Below are 17,238 nucleotides of genomic sequence, written 5' to 3' on the forward strand. Positions count from 1 at the left end.
ATCTCTGCGTGGTGGCACGTTATTTTGTTACGGATTCCCCTTTCCTGCTGCCAGGCGCAAGCCTTCTATCCTTCCAACCACTTGTCACAAGTCCTCCCTCCTGCCCCCGTCGCGCCCCAATCGGCGCGGAAGCGCGCTGCCGCCTGGTTTGCTCAGCACCCTTCCTGGGGGGCGGTTGTATTGCTCGGCATTCTCTTCGGTATTCACCTGTATACCAACCGGTACCACGAAAACCGGTACGATGCCCAGGGCTACTGGGAATTGGCCAATAAATACTGGAGCACCGGCGGCTTCGAGTTGCTGTCCTTCGATAATATCCTGCGGGGCTATTTATTTCCCCTGATAATTTCGCCTTTCACCCTGCTCACGGCCTACTATGGCTGGGAGCCGATTAACATCACCCGGGGCTTTGGGCTCGTCACGGCGGTGCTGCTGTTTGGCGTGGTGGGGCCCGGCTTGTGGCGCGCGCTGCGCGGGCCATTGGCCCCGGCCGTGCCGCTGGGCCGCCGGATGGTATTTGGCCTGCTGGGCTTTTTGATGTGGCGCGACTATTTCAACTTTGCCCTCACCGATTTTCCGGCGTTACTGGCCCTGCTGGCGGGCATCTGGGCATTATTGCGGCACCGGCGGTTAGTTTGGGGCGGCTTATTAGCCGGTATCGCGGTGGCGGCGGCCCTCAATTTTCGGCCCGTGTATGCGGCCACCCTGCCATTGGTGCTGATATTATGCGTGTGGCCCCGCGAGCGGCCCGTTACGGGTGGCGGGTGGCTCGGGGCGCTGCATTGGGTGCGGGGAGCCACTTTTCTGTTCGGCGTCGGCCTGGTGCTGGCTCCCCAGCTGCTCATCAATCAGGCGCATTTCAATAGTAATAGCCCGCTGGTGCTCACGGCCCCGCCCGACAGCCCCAACCTGTACCTCTCGCAGGTGCACGGGGGGCTGTTCATCCAGAAATACGAAACCACGGTGGGGGTAGACTATCCCACTCCCAGCGTGGTGTTTCGGGATGCCACCGGCGATGCCCTGGCCACCGAGGCCCAACTGCCGCCCGACATGTCGTTTGCGGACTACCTGGCCATGGCCGGCCACTACCCGGGGCCGCTGCTGGCGCTCTGGCTCCGGCACCTTTTCAACGGGCTCGACCTGCAATACCCCACCCCCTACCCGCAGGCCATATTTGTCAACACCTTTGCCCTGGCCCTCACCAACTACCTGGTGCTCATTACCGGGCTATTGGTGCTGGTTCGGCTGGGCTGGCGGCGGCTGGCATGGTCCCGCGTCCCGGCCATTATCGTGTTGCTCATTTTGCTGGGGCCGTGCGCCGCTACCTTGCCGGTGGTGATGGAATGCCGGTTTCTGATGCCGCTGCACCTGCTGCTGTGCGCCATGGTGGCCTTTGGGGCCCATCCGCTGCGGCAATGGCGGGCGGCTTCGCTGGGCCGCCGGGCGGCAGGCTTTACTCTCTACGGGCTGTTGGTGGTGGGTAGTTTTGCGGTTTCGGCCAGCACCCAGCGCCAGCTGGAAGCCAAGCCCCGCCTGCTTTTCAAGTGGCAGGAGCCCGTGCCGGGGTCGTGGTAGGCCATATTTTGTTAGCATCAGCCCGGCCTTTACCCCGACCTTTACACCCCTGGAGTAGTGGTGATGAACACCCTGACTGTGAATCCGCACCTGCTGCTAATATTGTTTTACTGCCCCACCAGTGCCCTACAATATTTTGATGGAAGGCGGCACGCTCCCATCGGACCAGTACGCTTGACTTAATGTGAATAACGCCTTTTAGAATGCTACCCAATTCCGCTGCAACCACTTCCCCTTCCCGTGTCACTGCCTGGGTCGGCCGCCATCCGGGCGGGCTGGCCTGGCTGGTCCTGACCCTCCTGTTTTCCATTTATTTACTTAGCAGTGAGCCGCTACCTATTATCTACGATGCGAAAGAGTACTGGCAGCTAGCCGAGAAATACCGGGCCGGCGGAGATTTCCGCTTTCTGGCTTTCGACAGCGTGTTGCGGGGGTACCTGTTCCCGTTGCTGCTCTCGGGGTTGGTTTGGCTGCTTCAGCACGTCGCCCTGACCCCGCTCGATTTGACCAGGGCCATGGGGGCGGTTACGGCGGGCCTGCTCTTTGGCGTGGTGATGCCCGGCCTGTGGCGGGCGCTCCAGCCGATGGGCAGCCCACCAGTGCCCCTGGGCCGGCGCCTGCTGCTTGGCGCCCTGGGCTTTGTGTTCTGGCGCGGTTATTTCAATTTTCCGCTCAGCGATTTTCCGGCCCTGCTGGCACTGGCCGGCGGCCTGTGGATGGCCGTGCGGAGCCGGTCGGTGGGGAGCGGGCTGCTGGTAGGTCTGTGCGTGGCGGCGGCGGCTAATTTCCGGCCGGTATATGCGGCCACTCTGCCGCTAGTGCTTCTGCTCAGCCTGTGGCCCCAGCCCGGGGCCGCCCGGCCCCAATGGCTGGCCTGGCTCCGTGGGCTGGCCGTGGTAGCGGGCATGGCCCTGGTAATGGCTCCCCAGGCAGCCGTCAACCAAGAGCATTTTGGCGTTCGCAGCCCATTTGTGCTCACCGACCGGCCCGGGAAGCCCAGCTTATATCTTAACCAGCTGGAATGGGGGCTGCGCTACCAGAAATACGAAACCAGCATAGCCGCCGACTACCCGATTCCGCCCATGGTTTTTGGGAGTAGAGAAGGGTATCAGCTGTGGACAGATAGTGGCCTGAAAAGACTAACCACCTATGCGCAGTACGGGCAAATTGCCCAATCGGCCCCGTTCACGGTGGCTTCCATATGGTTGGTCCACTTGTTCAATGGCCTGGATTTACAGTATACCACCCCGTACGTTCAGCGGGTTTATGCTTCTACTTGGGGCCTGGCCTGGTTGAATTACACGGTTTTATTTGGGGGCTTCTGTGTGCTCGCCAGTCGGGTGCGCCGTCGGCCCTGGCGCAGCTATGTGCCCATTGCGCTGGTGTTGGCCGCCTTGCTCGGCCCGTGCCTGGCTACGCTGCCGGTGGCCATGGAATGCCGCTTTCTATTGCCGATACACCTCCTTCTTTACGCGGGCTTTGCGTTTGGAGCGCAGCCGCTGGCCTTCTGGCGGCGTAGCGACCTGCGTCAGCGCCTGGCCGGCGTGGCCCTGTATGCCACCGTGGTAGTGAGCTGCTTCATCGTATCGACCAACATGCAGCTCAGCCTGGACAAAGCTCCGCGCTACGTTTTCAAATGGCAGCGGCCGGAAGTTGGGCCGCCAAAAGTCGTGACGTGGTAACCCCCTGCCAAACAACGCTATTTTTTGCCCGCCTCCCGTTTCGGCGGCTTGTTACTACTTCGCCATGAATTCTCTAGTTCCCACCACCACCCACCCCGACGCTGCCGACCCGCTGGCCGCTTTCCGCCAGGAATTTCACCTGCCGCCCGGCCCCGATGGGCAGCCCTGCGCCTACTTCTGCGGCAACTCCTTGGGCCTGATGCCGAAAGCTGCCCGCGCCGCCGTGGAGCAGGAGTTTGAAAGCTGGGAGCGGCTGGGCGTGGAAGGCCATTTCCAGGCCCCCTCGTTCTGGATGCACTTTCACGACACCCTCACCGAGGCCACGGCCCGGCTGGTGGGCGCTCTGCCCCTGGAGGTGGTGGTGATGAACAACCTGACCGTGAACCTGCACCTGCTGCTGGTGTCGTTTTACCGCCCCACGGGCTCGCGCTACAAGATTCTGATGGAAGGCGGCGCGTTCCCGTCCGACCAGTACGCCATCGAGAGCCAGGCCCGCCTGCACGGCCTCGACCCCGCCGAGGCCATTGTGGAGCTGGTGCCGCGCCCCGGCGAGCACACCCTGCGCACCGAGGACATTGAAGCCAAAATCGCGGAGCTGGGCGACTCACTGGCCACCGTCCTCATCGGCGGGGTGAACTACTACACCGGGCAGGCCTTCGACATGGCCGCCATTGCCCGGGCGGGCCACGCCGTGGGGGCCTACGTGGGCTTCGACCTGGCCCATGCCGCCGGCAATCTGGAGCTGCACCTGCACGACTGGGACGTGGATTTTGCCTGCTGGTGCACCTATAAGTACCTCAACTCCGGCCCCGGCGGCACCTCGGGCGTGTTTGTGCACGAGCGGTTTGCCAACCGGCCCGACCTTGTGCGGCTGGCCGGCTGGTGGGGGCACGATGCGTCCGTACGCTTCCAGATGAAAAAAGGCTTCCGGCCCATGGCCGGCGCGGCCGGCTGGCAGCTCTCCAACGCCCAGATTTTCCCAATGGCCATTCACCGCGCCAGCCTCGAAATCGTGGACCGGGCCGGGGGCATGGCCGCGCTGCGCCGCAAAAGCGAGCAGCTCACCGCCCGCCTCGAAAGCCTCATCCACGGCCTGGGCCTGCCGGCCGATAAGCTCGAAATTATCACGCCCGCCGACCCCACCCAGCGCGGCTGCCAGCTCTCGGTGCTGGTGCACGAGCGCGGGCGCGAGCTGTTCGATTTCCTGGCCGCCCAGGGCATCATCGCCGACTGGCGCGAGCCCAATGTCATCCGCCTGGCACCCGTGCCGCTCTATAATTCGTTTGAGGACGTGGAACGGGTGGGCGCGGCGCTTACCCAATGGGTGAATGAGCGAATGGGTGAATGAGCGACTATTTTTCTCGTACATCCCACAAACTCATTCACCCATTCACTCATTCACCCATTCACCCATTGATAATGGAAGATTACGCCGCTAAGATGCTGCTCAAGACCGACGCGGCCCTGCGCGAATACGTGACCGGCCATGTCCAGTACCGCGAGGCCGCCGTGCTCGCCGCGCTCGATGAGCTGCGCCGCCGGGGCCAGCCCGCCCCCGAGGAAGCCGCCCTGCGTCCCAGCCTCGAGGCGGGGGCCGCCGCACAGCGCCCCCTCGATGAAGCCGCCGCCGAAGCCGCGCAGGAGCGCACCCGGCCGGCCGAAACCCCCGACGCTGTTGAACCCGACGAAACTGCGCCCGCGCTGTATTCGCCGGTGACCATCGTGCTGTTTTCCGTTCCGTTCACCTTTATCGCAGGCGGCGTGCTGCTGGGCCTCAACCTGTGGCGGCTGGGCCGCAAGCGGGCCTTACTGGGGCTGGTGGCTTTCATTGTGGCCTATCTGCTGGCCGGGGTGCTGGCCCTGAGCTGGGCCCTGCCCCGCTACGGCCTGAGCCCGTGGTACGGGCCGCTGTTTAACCTGCCCGCTATTCTGGCTTATGTGCTGTGGTTCTGGCCGCGCTACGTGGGGCAGCCCGTATACCGCAGCCGCAGCTGGCTGCCGCCGCTGCTGGTCTGCTTTGCCCTGGCCTACGGGGCCCAGCGCTTCCAATCCTATATGCTGAAGCAGCAGCCGAAGGAAATGCAGCAGGAATTTGAGCGCATGATGCCGAAGGAGTAAAGCCGTCGGCTTAGAGCCTATCCAATACAGGCGCTGAAAAACACGTCATGCAGGGCGGAGCGAAGCATCTTTACTGCTCAATGCAATCCAATTGTCAGGATTAGTATTGAGGTAAAGATGCTCCGCTCTGCATGACGACCGTTTTTACTACGGCTACTTTTGCACCACTTACCACGCGTGCAGCACCGACAGCGCCGTGACCCCGTAGGGCTTCAGGGTGTATATCTCGCCCCCCAAGCTCGGCGGATACGCCTCGGGATGGGTGCGGTAAGCTCCCAGAAAGTAGAGCTGCTTGCCTGCCTCCTGCTCCTGGCCCGGCTGCCACACCCGGAAACGCGCCCGCACCTCGGGCTTCATAATGGCGAGGTTGTTCTCGATAAGGCCCCCGTTCTGGCCCATCACGTTGAGCTGAGGCGCGGGGTCGTGCTGCGCCACCCACTCCAGTCCCTGCCGGTACGAGAGGCCCCAATAATCGCGCTCAAACAACCGGTCAGCTTCCTCGCCCGGCAGGAAGGAGAAGTACACCTGCTCCTGGGGGTGGGCCTGCACCATGCGCCCAACGGTGTACACCATTTCGAGCCCGGCCAGCCCGGCGGCCCCTACCGCCACCGGCCGCATCCAGCGCAGCCGCTGCCCCTGCTGCCACAGCGCCCAGGCTCCGCGCAAGGCCACCAGCAGCAGCGCCGGGTACACAAAATACAGGTGCCGCCAGCCGTCGTAAATGACCGAGTGCAGCGCAATTACCATCACAATGGGAAGCGCAAACCAGCCGATGAACAACACGTTCAGCCGCCCCTCGAAAGTGCGTAGTGCGGCAATGGGATGCCGCAGCACTGCAAAGGCGGTGGCCAACGAGCCCAGCAGGAAGGCCCCGATGTAGGCCACGGGCGTGGTAACGGCAATCCAGACCGGTGCGTAATGCCACGGCAGGGCCAGCGTCGAAACCCGCTCGCCCAGGTAGATTACCTCCCCATTCCAGCGGAAACGCTTCATGTTTTCGAGCGAGGTCAGGAAATTGTCAATCGGGGCCTCCCATAGGTAGGGCCAGCCGATGATAACGGCCACCACCACCACCACGCCAAAAACCGGCAGCGCCCGGGCAAACTGCCAGCGCCGGGCCCTGGCATCGGCCCCGAACAGCACCTCCAGGCCCACCATACCCACGGTGAGCGCAATGAGCAGAACGCCCAGAATACGCACGTCGATGGCCGCCGCCGTGGCCACGCCGTGCACCGCCGCACGGGCCAGCGACGGCCGTTGCAGCAGGCGCACCAGCGTGTAGACCCCCATCGTAAAAAACGCCAGAAACACAATGTCCTTGCCGTTGTAGAAGGCTTCGGCAAAAAAGCGGGGCGATAGTACCAGCAGCGTGCTCAGCAGCAGGCCCAGCCGCCAGCTGTTGAAGCGCACGCGCCCAATATTGTACAAGGCCCAGACACCCACCACAAATACGAGAAATACGGCAAAGTGCCGGAGCAGGTAGTAGGTGCGCGAGTCGCGGATATCAATGAGCTGGTCGACAAAGGCCAGCGGCATTTCAAAGAGCACGCCGTGGTCGTTCTCCCGGTAGCCGTGGATGTCGGGCGTGTCGGTAAACGCCGCCTGGTTGCTGGTCCATTCCGGGGCCACAAGCCCGCCCACGTACTTGGCACTCACCATGCCGTTGGTACGGTCCACCGGCTCGTCCCATGATACCCCGTAGTCTTTGTAGCAGAACAGGCCCACCAACAGCAGCAGCCCAAAATAAAGCCGTACGTAGAAGGAGCGCTGCCGAGCGGCAAAAAAAGTACGCAGGGGGATAGGAAGCATAAGGGCTGACCAGTAGGAAAGGCGGTTTTAGGTAGTACCGGCCAAAAAACTTCTCAAAAGTACTTTCGCCGGGGCCTAGCCTTCCCACTCGGGCAGCAATTTTACCTGGCGGGCCGGCCTGTTATCGGCCGGGGCTGCCACCTACCGGGGCAGTTTCGCGTACAGTCCCAGAGTACTCCCTGCTTCTGCTCCCTCCCATCATGGCCAAGAAACCCGTCAAACCCAAAAAAGCTGCTACCGACCCCGCCAAAAAAGCCCGCGTGCACAAAGAGCTCGAAGGCTTCGAGATTGGGGTGAACCCCCTGGGCGAAATCACTTCCAACTACTCCATCGAGCAGATAAACCAGTTTCTGGGCCGCCACGTGCGCGACAAAAAGCTGGTGGACCGCGCCGGCCAGTTCGGCGAAAAGGCCGGCGATGATGACCCCGAAGATGAAAACTTCCCCATCGAAGACGGCCAGGCCGAGCCCGAAGAGTCGGACGAGGACTTCATCAAGCGCACCAGCCGCGAGGCCAAACGCAAAAAAGCCGTCGGCGACCCCGAAAAGGAAGCCGCCGACACCCGCGGCGAGCTGCCTTCGGAGGAATAGGCCTGGGCCGGTAGCTATAGCGTATTGGTGGTGCCGGTGCGCAGGCCTTTTTCAAAGGACTCTACTTTGATGAGCTGGCCGTCGGCATAGGTTTCGAGGCGGGTGCGCTTGTTCCGGTCGAAGGTTTCAATCTGCGTGAGCTGGCCGTTCTCGTAAGTTTCGGCGCGGGTGATGTTGCCATCGGTATAGGTTTGCACGGCCGAAATCTGCCCATCGGGCTCGTAGCTCGTCCAGGTGCCGTACCAGTAGAAGCGCGGGGCCTGGCTCTTGCCGGTCACCCACTGGGCGGGGCCGCGCCGGGCCAGCTGCCCGCCCGGGTGCCAGTAGCTCACCTCGCAGTAGCCCTCCTTGCGGTAGGTTTCGGTGCGGTCGAGCTGGCCCGTGGGGTCGTAGTACCGAAAGGTTTGTACCGGTTGGCCGTGGCGGTAGCGGCCGGCGGTGTAGGGCCGGTGGCGGCCATCGTCGTAGTAGGTGCGCCAGCGGCCGGTTTCGAGGCCGTGCCGGTCGAAGCGGTTGGGCAGCCAGAAGGCCCACGCGGGCGGCGCGAGCGCGAAGCGCGAGCCGGCGCAGCCGCTCAAAGGCACTGAACACAAGCAGTAACGGGAGTCGGAAGGACATCATCGGCGGAAGAAAAAGGTGCTAACTATAAAGCTAGTTAACAGAAGCCTGTTCAACGCATTTGCAAAAAAATATTGCGCCCGTCGCCATTCATCCCATTGCAAATAGCCCTTCACCTATATCTTTGGCCACCCCAACCATTCCCGCTGCCATGACTTCCCACGACGTTGACTACCGCATCCTCGGCTCCGATATTCAGGTGCTCGAAATTGAGCTCGACCCCAACGAAACCGTCATTGCCGAGGCCGGGGCCATGGTGTACATGGAAGAAGCCATTGCCTTTGAAACCAAGATGGGCGACGGCTCCGAGCCCGACCAGGGCCTGATGGGCAAGCTATTCTCGGCCGGCACGCGCCTCATCACCGGCGAGTCGCTGTTTCTCACGCACTTCACGCACCGGGGCAGCTTTGGCAAGAGCAAAGTGGCCTTTTCGGCCCCCTACCCCGGCACCATCATCGCGGTCGATTTGCGCGAAATGCCCGCCGGCCTCATCGTGCAGAAAGACGGGTTCCTGGCCGCCGCGCGGGGCACCAAAATCAGCCTGCACTTCAACCAGAAACTGGGCGCCGGCCTGTTTGGCGGCGAGGGCTTCATCCTTCAAAAGCTGACTGGCGACGGCAAGGCCTTCGTGCACGCGGGCGGCACCATCATCGAAAAGCGCCTCAACAACGAGTTGCTGCGCGTGGATACCGGCTGCGTGGTGGCCTTCGAGCCGGGCATTGATTTCAGCGTGGCCCGGGCGGGCGGCCTCAAGTCCATGATATTTGGTGGCGAAGGGCTACTGCTGGCCACGCTGCGCGGCAGTGGCCGCGTGTGGCTGCAATCCATGCCCGTCAAAAAGCTCATCCGGGCGCTGGCCCCGGGCGGCGGCAATTCCCAGAAAGAAAGCGGCGGCGTATTGGGCGGCCTGTTTAATGGGATGATGGACGAATAGCAGCGCCTCCGGGGCTGCTATTGCTGCGCTTCGGTAGCCACGGGCTCGGCGGGGCTCATGGCCCCCTTGAGCATAAATGCCAGGGCCAGGGCCAGCACGAGGGCCACACCCACGCCTACGCGCACCAAAAACTTAACATCGCTGGATTCGTCATGCTTGCGGCGGTCGGTTTCGCGACGCTGCTGACGGGACTTATAAGGGCGCTTATAAGCTGACTTCTGGACAGTTGGTAATTCGGTGGTATAAGACATTGGGCGGGAATGTAACGGTAATATTACCACTTTGAATCCGATATATACCACTATGATTCGACTAAAGTCCAAATAATCTTTACCAAACGCCTATTTGGCTCCGCAAATGATGATTAGCTGGTTATCAAATTGATTACTACGCCTGTCGTGCGGCTAAGCCGGCAGCCCGCAGCACGGCCTCCAGCACCTCGCGCGAGTTGAGCAGGCGCGGCACTTTGTGCTGGCCGCCCAGCTTGCCCTGGTGGGCCAGCCACGCTTCGAAGGTGCCGCCGGGCACGGCCCGCACCTTGGGCGGGGCCAGGGCCAGGCTGCGGTGGCGCTTGGCCGCATAGTCGGAGTTGAGCGCACAGAGGGTGGCATCGAGCACGGCCCCGAACCGGGCCAGGTCGGGCGCAACGGGCGCGTCGGCAAATTCAATCACCCACTCGTGCCCGCCCCGCGAAGTGGCGCTGTCGGCCGTGAACCAGACCGGGGCCGCCGTGAAATCGCGTACCAGCAGGCCGGTGGCGTGGCTGGCGGCGGCTACGGCGGCCTCGGCCGTTTCAATTACCACCTCTTCGCCAAAGGCATTGAGAAAGTGCTTGGTACGGCCGGTAATGCGCACCCGGTACGGGGCCAGCGAAGTGAATCGCACAGTGTCGCCCACCATGTAGCGCCACAGGCCGGCGTTGGTGCTGATAACCAAGGCATAGGGCCGATGCAGTTCCACTTCGGCCAGGGGCACGGGGCGCGGGTCGGGGGCGGCCCACTGGTCGGCGGGCAGGAATTCGTAGTAGATGCCGTGGTCGAGCAGCAGCAGCAGGTCTTCGCCCTCGGGCTCGTCCTGCAGAGCGAAGTAGCCTTCTGAAGCGTTGTAGATTTCGAGGTAGCGCATGCGCGCATCCGGAATGAGCTGCCGAAACAGCTCCCGGTACGGCCCAAACGCCACCGCGCCGTGCAAAAACAGCCGCAGCTGCGGCCACACCTGGGTAATGTTGTCGGCCCCGGCCAGGGCCACCACGCGGCGCAGCAGCACCACCATCCAGGTGGGCACCCCGGCCAGCACCCGCACATCCTGCCGCAGGGCGTGCCGGGCAATGCGCTCAATCTTCTCTTCCCACTCTTCTAATAGCGCCAGTTTGAGCGGCGGCGTGCGCAGCCGCTCGGCCCAGCCCGGCAGCTGCGCCATGATGACGGCCGACACGTCGCCCACCCGCGAGGCCGGCTCGTGGGGCCGGAACGGGTTGGGCGCATGCGCCCCGCCCAACGACAAGGTTTTGCCAGCCAGCACCCGCTCGCGGGGGTAGAGGTGCGTGCTCAGGGCTAGCATGTCGCGCCCGGCGCGGTAGTGGCAGTGGTGCAGGGCTTCGGCCGTGACGGGGATAAACTTGCTGCGGGCATTGGTGGTGCCGCTGCTCTTGGCAAACCACTGCGGGCGGCCGGGCCACAGCACATCGGGCTGCCCCCGCAGCACCTTTTCCAGCTCGGGGTATAGCTGCTCGTAGGTGTTGGCGGGCACGCGCCGGGCAAACTCGGCAGGCGTCATTTTCTCGCCAAAGCCGTAGCGCCGGCCCCATTCCGTGCCCTTCGCCCGGCCCAACAGTCCCCGCAGCAGCCGCGCCTGCACCTCATGCGGCTGCTGCCGGATGCGGGCCAGCCGCGGCAGGCTGCTGAGTTGAACGGCGTGGGCGACGAACTGGTCGAGCATTTTTTTGAATTAAAAATTAAAAATGAAGAATTAAAAATGACGAGAGAAACCGGTCTGCTCCGAAAAAACTGGATTTTAACAGAAGGCTGGCATTCAGCTCCTCTACCCATTTTTAATTTTTAATTCTTAATTTTTAATTACCCTTCACACATTTCGCTTCAGCTCGAAATTCTTGCCCAGGTACACGCGGCGCACGGTTTCGTCGCCGGCCAGTTCCTCGGCGGTGCCGGCTTTAAGGAGCTTGCCCTCGAAGAGCAGGTAGGCGCGGTCCACGATGCTGAGGGTGGAGTTCACGTCGTGGTCGGTGATGAGCACGCCGATATTACGGTGCTTGAGCTTGGACACGATGCCCTGGATTTCCTCGGTGGCAATGGGGTCGACGCCGGCAAAGGGCTCGTCGAGGAGCACGAATTTGGGGTCTACGGCCAGGGCGCGGGCTATTTCGGTGCGGCGGCGCTCGCCCCCGCTCAATACTTTGCCCAGATTTTTGCGCACATGGGTCAGGCTGAACTCTTCGAGCATTTCCTCCACCTTATCCTGCCGGGCCTGTTTTTTCATGCTCGTCATTTCGAGCACGGCCATGATGTTTTCCTCCACGCTCAGGTCGCGGAACACGCTGGCCTCTTGGGCCAGATACCCCACCCCGAGGCGGGCCCGCTGGTAGATGGGCATCGTCGTTATCTCGGTGGCATCCAAGAATATACGGCCAGAATTGGGCTTCACCATGCCCACCATCATATAGAAGCAGGTGGTTTTGCCGGCCCCGTTGGGCCCGAGCAGGCCCACGATTTCGCCCTGCTCCACGGTCACCGACATGTCGTTGACGACGGTGCGGGCTTTGTATTTTTTAACGAGGTGGTCGGCGCGAAGAATCATGGGAGCAAAGGTACGGGCTGGGCCGAAGGCGGGCGAATGCCGCAACAAACGATTGAAAGGGGTGAAATATTCGGCTTGCCTAACAAATGGCGTGAAATTTTCCCCTACTTTTAAGCCCACGAATCAACCCCACCTAAATTTCTTTTTTTTATGACGGTAAAAACACTACTCCTTGCGGGGGGCACGCTGCTGGTCAGCGCGTCGGCCGCGTCTGCCAGTGGCTTCCAGGTGAACCTGGGCGGGCAGAAAAACATCGGCATGGGCGGTGTCGGAGTGGGCTTGTCGCTCGACCAGGCCGCGATGTTCTACAACCCCGGTGCCCTGGCCATGGTGCGCGAAAACGGTGTGCAGTTCGGCGTGAACGCTGCCTTGGCCCGCATCAGCTTCCGCGGCGACAACGGCGACCCCCAGCGCTCCCTGCAGAATGGGATTGTAACGCCCTTTAACTTTTATGCCGGCTTTGGGCCTAAAGACGCCAAGTACAAATTCGGCGTGGCCGTGTACACCCCCTACGGCAACAAAGTGAAGTACGCCGACGGCTGGGAAGGCCGCTATGCGCTCACCGAAATCAACCTGGAGTCGGTTTATGTGCAGCCTACGTTTTCCTACGCCATCACCCCGCAGCTGAGTGTGGGTGCGGGCCTGACGATTCTGGCTTACGGCTCGGTAAACCTGCAAAAGGACCTGCCCCTGCCCACCGGCCCCGGCCACATTGAGCTTGATGGCAAGACCAAAACGCAGTTTGGCTTCAACGCAGGCGTTTTCTTCAAGCCTTCGGAGAAGATGAGCGTAGGTATAAGCTACCGCTCACAGATTGATGCTAAAGTGGAAAGCGGCAAAATAACCTATACTGGCTTGCCCACCGGCGCCAGTGCCAACATCATTAACCGCAGCTTCACGGCAACGAATTTTGCGGCCACCCTGCCGCTGCCGGCCGTGGCCAGCATTGGCGTGGGCATCATGCCTACGGATAAGCTGACTATCGGCCTGGATGCGTCGCTCACGTTCTGGAGCCAGTACCGCACCCTGGACTTTAATTTCAGCGGCAACAACGGCAATGCCACCGCGACAGCCCTGCCCGGCGAAAACACCGATGGCCGCGTGGGCGGCACCTCGGCAACCAGCAACTTCAGCACTTCGAAGCGCTACTACCAGGACGCCGTGGCTTTCCGCCTCGGTGGCCAGTACAAAGTGAGCGACAAGCTCACGGTACGTGCCGGTGCGGCCTATGACCTCACGGCTGTGCGCGATGGCTACATCACCCCCGAAACGCCCGACGCCAACCGCCTGGGCCTGTCGACCGGTCTTTCTTACCAGATTACGGACCACTTGGGAGTAGATGGCTCCTTCCTGTTTGAGGCGCTGCTGAAGCGCACCCAAACCCAGCAGGACCTGCTGAACGTGGGCACTACCGACCGCGTGGCCGGCACCTACCGCACCAATGCTTACGTGCCCGGCATCGGCCTGCACTACAAGTTCTAATTTCCCACCCGAACCATAGTCTTTGCTCTTATGAAATTGTTTATCAAACGTTCGGCGCCCGTACTTGGCTTATTGGGCTTGGGATTGGCGGGCTGCCAGCCCGATATTGAAGCGCCGGCGGCCTCGGCTGGCTCGGCTAACTTTTCCAGCTATATCGCTGTGGGCAACTCGCTCACGGCTGGCTACTCCGATGGCGGCCTCTACCGCGAAGGGCAGCTGAGCTCCTACCCCAGCATCCTGGCCAGCCAGTTTGCCCAGGTTGGGGGCGGCAGCTTCGTGCAGCCTCTCTTCACCGAGGCCCAGAGCAACGGCTCGGGCTACCTGCGCCTCACCGGCTTCACGGCCGCGGGCTCGCCCATTACGGCCCCCGTGACAACCAGCCTGGCCGTGCGCGGCGGCACGGCAGCCGCCCCGCTCTACACTCAGTTCCTCGACCCGGTGAATAATCTGGGCGTGCCCGGCATTCGCATGTCGGACATCAATACCGCCGGCTACGGCAGCACGCAGGGCAACCCGTATTTCGAGCGCATCACGCCTGCTGCTTCGGCAGGGCAAACCTACCTGCAACGCGTGCAGGCTACCGTAGCTTCGCTGAAGCCAACCTTCTTCACGGAGTGGCTGGGCAACAACGACGTGCTGGGCTACGCTACGGCCGGCGGGGCCGCCAGTTCCATCACCCCGGCTACAACCTTCACGGCCAATACCAAGCTGGTACTCGATGCCCTGATTGCTGGCGGTGCCAAAGGGGTGGTAGCCACCATTCCGGACGTGACGGGCATCCCGTTCTTCACCACGGTTGGCCCGTCGTTCCGGGCCACGCTGGCGCTGAGTAACGTGCCAAGTGCCGCGCCGTTTATTTACACCACCGGTACGCTGGCCCCCAGTGCTACGCCTGGCGCCAACGCCCGGGTAGTTGGCAAGCTGTCGGACATCCGCGACGCCAGCGGCACTGGCGCCCTGCTGCTGACCCTGACGTCTTCGCCCTACGTGAGCCTCTACGGCCGCCCCGGCGGGAAATACTGGCGCGACTTTTACCGGCAGGCCACGGGCGCAGCGCCCACCGGTCCGGTTTTTAGCGGCTTCCTGCTCGGTATTGGAGTCACTGACACCACGCAGGCCTTTGGGCAGAGTGCCGCCAATCCCTTCCCCAGCACCCTGGTATTGGACGTAGCGGAGCAAAAGGCAACGGTCGACGCCACCAACGCTTTCAACACTACCCTCACCACAGAAGCGAGCACCCGCGGTCTGGCCGTGTTCGATGCCAACGTATTCTTCAAATCGGTGGCCATCAGCGGCTATGCCACCAACGCCGCCAACAACACGGCCGGCTACCTGTCGGGCAACCTGTTCAGCCTCGACGGCGTGCACCCCACGCCCCGTGGCTACGCCGTGATTGCCAACGAGATGCTGAGAGTGATTAATGTCAAGTACGGCAGTTCCTTCTCGGGCGTGAACGCCAACAATTACCGCGGCGTCGTTTTCCCGCAGTAACCTACGGGTGGGCAACCACCAGCAAAAAGCGCCTTTCCCGGCTGGGGAAGGCGCTTTTTTTATGATGAAATTCGCCGAAAATCAGGCCGCCACAGTAGCCTGCGTGGCCAGATGCGCGGCAATGAGTTGGGCGTGGTGCCGGCCGTTCTCGATAAACCAGCGGCTGGTGGCGCGGCCGCCGCACACGGTGCCGGCCACGAACACCCCGGGGCGGGTGGTCTGGTGGGTGGCGGGGTCGAAGAGGGGGGCGCGGGCTTCGTCGGCGGGGTCGGGCTCGATGCCGAGGCGGCCGAGCAGGGCCTCGTCGGGGTGGTAGCCGGTGAGGGCGTACACGAAATCGGTGGGGATGGTGCGCGGGCCGTCGGGCGTGAGTACTTCGATGGCCTCGGGCGTGATGGTGGCCACGGTAGTATTGAAGTGCGCCGTGATGCGGCCCTCGGCAATGCGGTTGACGAGGTCGGGGCGAATCCAGTACTTCACGGAATCGCTGATTTCGGAGCCGCGCACGATAAGCGTGACCTTGGCCCCGGCGCGGGTCATTTGCAGCGCGGCTTTGGCCGAGGAGTTTTTGGCCCCGATAACCACGACGTGCTGTAGCACGTGCTGGTAAGGCTCCTTGTAGTAGTGGCTGACGTGGGGCAGGTCCTCGCCGGGCACGCCCAGCGGGTTGGGCAGGTCGTAGAAGCCGGTGGCTACCACCACGTTGCGGGTCGGGATTTCGCCTTTATCGGTGGTAATGATGAAGTTATCCTGCTCGCCACTTAGGCTCAGCACTTTTTGGTGCAGGCGGATGTCGATTTTTTCGTCGCGGGCCACGCGCTGGTAGTAGTCGAGGGCATCTTCACGCAGGGGCTTGTAGTGCGCCGTGGGAAAGGGGTAGCCGCCAATTTCGAGCAGCTCGGGCGTGGAGAAAAACTCCATGTTGGTGGGGTAGCCGACCAGGGAATTGACCAGCGCTCCCTTTTCGATAATGGCCACTTTAAGCCCTTTGCGCTGGGTTTCGAGGGCGCAGGCCAGGCCCACGGGGCCGGCTCCGATGATGAGAACGTCGAGCATAAGAATCTTGGGCGAAGTAGCGCGAACTTTGCAGCTCGCGTCCCCGCGTTGTTGTTACGAATTTGACCGTGCGGCAACGCGAACTACAAAGTTCGCGCTACTTCCATGCGTACCTGCGACCTGTGCGGCAGCACCGATTTTAAGAAGCTGCCCTTTTACTACGAATTTGAAGGCCAAAAGCTGCAAGGCACCCAATGCCGCAGCTGCAACCTGATGTTCCTCGACCCGCAGCCCACGCCGGCGCAGCTGGAGCGGCTCTACGGCAAAGACTATTTCACCGAGCGCCCCAACTACGACCGCACGCAGCAGGAGGTCGTTTTCATCGAGGAAGGCCAGAAGCAGGCTGCTTTAAACCAGGTTCGGCCCGACAAGTTCACCAATTACATTCTAGCCAAGTACCCCGGTCGCAAGTTCCGCTACCTCGACGTGGGCTGCGGCCCGGGCTACACCCTCAAAAGCCTGGAGGCCCTGGGCTGGGAAGCGCACGGCCTCGAAATATCCGAGCACGCGGCCGACTTCGCCCGTCGTGAGCTACACCTGCCCGTGGTAACGGGCAACATCGAAACCACCGAGGACTTCCACGAAAACCAGTTCGACCTCGCCTACATGGGCGACGTGCTGGAGCATCTACTCTCGCCCAGCGCCACGCTGGCCAAGTTCCACCGCATTCTGGAGCCGGGCGGGCTGCTGGTGCTGGCCCTGCCCGCCACGCTCAATCTGCCCACCGTGCGCCTGGGTTTCGCGGCCTACGGCGCGCTGGGCAAGGAGCGTAAGATGGATATTCCGCCCTATCACCTGTTCGAATTCACGCCGGCCACCATCACCAAAATGCTGAAGAAGCAGGGATTTGAAGTGGTGGAGCTGCTGAACCCGGTGAAGCCGCCGAAGAACATTCGCCTCGGCGGCAGCGTGGTGGAGAAGGTGAGCAAGCTGGCCGGGCAGTACCCGACATACTATCTCAACAAGCTGACGGGAAGGTTTGGCGACCGGATGTTTGTGGTGGCGCGGAACGTGAAGTAGCGGCGTCACCTCACCCCCGGCCCCTCTCCTGCGGAGAGGGGAGCCACGG

Annotated in this window: 15 protein-coding genes; 9 read left to right on the plus strand and 6 right to left on the minus strand. The window is 62.3% G+C overall.

Features of this window, described 5'->3' with window-relative positions; genetic code table 11:
• Positions 1-81: 81 nt before the first annotated feature.
• The 4 genes from HBN54_RS02585 to HBN54_RS02600 all read left to right on the plus strand — a co-directional run bounded on the left by HBN54_RS02585 (position 82) and on the right by HBN54_RS02600 (position 5,375).
• Positions 82-1,575: a hypothetical protein gene (locus HBN54_RS02585; RefSeq protein ID WP_168671569.1), complete on the plus strand. Its 1,494-nt coding sequence runs from the start codon at positions 82-84 to the stop codon at positions 1,573-1,575.
• 203 nt (positions 1,576-1,778) lie between these two features.
• The gene (locus HBN54_RS02590) at positions 1,779-3,257 is read left to right on the plus strand and encodes a hypothetical protein (protein ID WP_168671570.1); all 1,479 of its coding nucleotides are present in this window, start codon (positions 1,779-1,781) and stop codon (positions 3,255-3,257) included.
• 64 nt (positions 3,258-3,321) lie between these two features.
• Positions 3,322-4,605 (plus strand): kynureninase, encoded by a 1,284-nt coding sequence (gene kynU, locus HBN54_RS02595; RefSeq protein WP_168671571.1) that lies wholly within the window; start codon positions 3,322-3,324, stop codon positions 4,603-4,605.
• A gap of 71 nt (positions 4,606-4,676) precedes the next feature.
• The gene (locus tag HBN54_RS02600) at positions 4,677-5,375 is read left to right on the plus strand and encodes a hypothetical protein (protein ID WP_168671572.1); all 699 of its coding nucleotides are present in this window, start codon (positions 4,677-4,679) and stop codon (positions 5,373-5,375) included.
• Positions 5,376-5,543: 168 nt separating this feature from the next.
• Here HBN54_RS02600 and HBN54_RS02605 read toward each other — a convergent pair whose 3' ends face one another.
• Positions 5,544-7,184: a glycosyltransferase family 39 protein gene (locus HBN54_RS02605; protein WP_168671573.1), complete on the minus strand. Its 1,641-nt coding sequence runs from the start codon at positions 7,182-7,184 to the stop codon at positions 5,544-5,546.
• Between the two features lie 200 nt (positions 7,185-7,384).
• Between HBN54_RS02605 and HBN54_RS02610 the strand changes: the two genes are divergently transcribed.
• A complete protein-coding gene (locus HBN54_RS02610; protein WP_168671574.1) occupies positions 7,385-7,774 on the plus strand; it encodes a hypothetical protein in 390 nt (129 codons plus the stop codon).
• Positions 7,775-7,788: 14 nt separating this feature from the next.
• On the opposite strand, the gene HBN54_RS02615 is transcribed toward HBN54_RS02610, so the two are convergent.
• The gene (locus HBN54_RS02615; RefSeq protein ID WP_168671575.1) at positions 7,789-8,367 is read right to left on the minus strand and encodes a toxin-antitoxin system YwqK family antitoxin; all 579 of its coding nucleotides are present in this window, start codon (positions 8,365-8,367) and stop codon (positions 7,789-7,791) included.
• 176 nt (positions 8,368-8,543) lie between these two features.
• On the opposite strand from HBN54_RS02615, the gene HBN54_RS02620 reads away from it, so the two are divergent.
• Positions 8,544-9,326, plus strand: coding sequence for a TIGR00266 family protein (locus HBN54_RS02620; protein ID WP_168671576.1), 783 nt, complete (start codon positions 8,544-8,546; stop codon positions 9,324-9,326).
• A gap of 17 nt (positions 9,327-9,343) precedes the next feature.
• On the opposite strand, the gene HBN54_RS02625 is transcribed toward HBN54_RS02620, so the two are convergent.
• From HBN54_RS02625 to lptB, 3 genes are all read right to left on the minus strand, one after another.
• On the minus strand, positions 9,344-9,577 hold the full coding sequence (locus HBN54_RS02625; protein ID WP_168671577.1) for a hypothetical protein: 234 nt from the start codon (positions 9,575-9,577) through the stop codon (positions 9,344-9,346).
• Positions 9,578-9,713: 136 nt separating this feature from the next.
• Complete coding sequence (locus HBN54_RS02630) at positions 9,714-11,264, minus strand: GH3 auxin-responsive promoter family protein (protein WP_168671578.1); 1,551 nt, start codon at positions 11,262-11,264, stop codon at positions 9,714-9,716.
• Between the two features lie 144 nt (positions 11,265-11,408).
• Positions 11,409-12,140 carry an LPS export ABC transporter ATP-binding protein gene (gene lptB, locus HBN54_RS02635; protein WP_168671579.1) on the minus strand — a complete coding sequence of 244 codons (732 nt, stop codon included), beginning with the start codon at positions 12,138-12,140 and terminating at the stop codon, positions 11,409-11,411.
• Between the two features lie 150 nt (positions 12,141-12,290).
• Here lptB and HBN54_RS02640 point away from each other — a divergent pair, with 150 nt between their 5' ends.
• On the plus strand, positions 12,291-13,622 hold the full coding sequence (locus HBN54_RS02640; RefSeq protein WP_168671580.1) for an OmpP1/FadL family transporter: 1,332 nt from the start codon (positions 12,291-12,293) through the stop codon (positions 13,620-13,622).
• Positions 13,623-13,652: 30 nt separating this feature from the next.
• Positions 13,653-15,113, plus strand: a complete 1,461-nt coding sequence (locus tag HBN54_RS02645; protein ID WP_168671581.1) for a G-D-S-L family lipolytic protein — start codon at positions 13,653-13,655, stop codon at positions 15,111-15,113.
• An 81-nt stretch (positions 15,114-15,194) separates the two neighbouring features.
• Here HBN54_RS02645 and HBN54_RS02650 read toward each other — a convergent pair whose 3' ends face one another.
• Positions 15,195-16,169 (minus strand): YpdA family putative bacillithiol disulfide reductase, encoded by a 975-nt coding sequence (locus HBN54_RS02650; protein ID WP_168671582.1) that lies wholly within the window; start codon positions 16,167-16,169, stop codon positions 15,195-15,197.
• Positions 16,170-16,274: 105 nt separating this feature from the next.
• Here HBN54_RS02650 and HBN54_RS02655 point away from each other — a divergent pair, with 105 nt between their 5' ends.
• Entirely contained in the window at positions 16,275-17,189 is a 915-nt protein-coding gene (locus tag HBN54_RS02655; protein WP_168671583.1) for a class I SAM-dependent methyltransferase, read from the plus strand.
• Positions 17,190-17,238: the final 49 nt, after the last annotated feature.

The sequence above is a fragment of the Hymenobacter artigasi genome, from assembly GCF_012275535.1.
In the GTDB taxonomy this organism is placed as follows: domain Bacteria; phylum Bacteroidota; class Bacteroidia; order Cytophagales; family Hymenobacteraceae; genus Hymenobacter; species Hymenobacter artigasi.

Coding starts and splice junctions, on each gene's coding strand:
- HBN54_RS02590 (WP_168671570.1), top strand. CDS start 1,779: ATGCTACCCAATTCCGCTGCAACCACTTCCCCTTCCCGTGTCACTGCC.
- kynU (WP_168671571.1), top strand. CDS start 3,322: ATGAATTCTCTAGTTCCCACCACCACCCACCCCGACGCTGCCGACCCG.
- HBN54_RS02600 (WP_168671572.1), top strand. CDS start 4,677: ATGGAAGATTACGCCGCTAAGATGCTGCTCAAGACCGACGCGGCCCTG.
- HBN54_RS02605 (WP_168671573.1), bottom strand. CDS start 7,184: ATGCTTCCTATCCCCCTGCGTACTTTTTTTGCCGCTCGGCAGCGCTCC.
- HBN54_RS02610 (WP_168671574.1), top strand. CDS start 7,385: ATGGCCAAGAAACCCGTCAAACCCAAAAAAGCTGCTACCGACCCCGCC.
- HBN54_RS02620 (WP_168671576.1), top strand. CDS start 8,544: ATGACTTCCCACGACGTTGACTACCGCATCCTCGGCTCCGATATTCAG.
- HBN54_RS02625 (WP_168671577.1), bottom strand. CDS start 9,577: ATGTCTTATACCACCGAATTACCAACTGTCCAGAAGTCAGCTTATAAG.
- HBN54_RS02630 (WP_168671578.1), bottom strand. CDS start 11,264: ATGCTCGACCAGTTCGTCGCCCACGCCGTTCAACTCAGCAGCCTGCCG.
- lptB (WP_168671579.1), bottom strand. CDS start 12,140: ATGATTCTTCGCGCCGACCACCTCGTTAAAAAATACAAAGCCCGCACC.
- HBN54_RS02640 (WP_168671580.1), top strand. CDS start 12,291: ATGACGGTAAAAACACTACTCCTTGCGGGGGGCACGCTGCTGGTCAGC.
- HBN54_RS02645 (WP_168671581.1), top strand. CDS start 13,653: ATGAAATTGTTTATCAAACGTTCGGCGCCCGTACTTGGCTTATTGGGC.
- HBN54_RS02650 (WP_168671582.1), bottom strand. CDS start 16,169: ATGCTCGACGTTCTCATCATCGGAGCCGGCCCCGTGGGCCTGGCCTGC.
- HBN54_RS02655 (WP_168671583.1), top strand. CDS start 16,275: ATGCGTACCTGCGACCTGTGCGGCAGCACCGATTTTAAGAAGCTGCCC.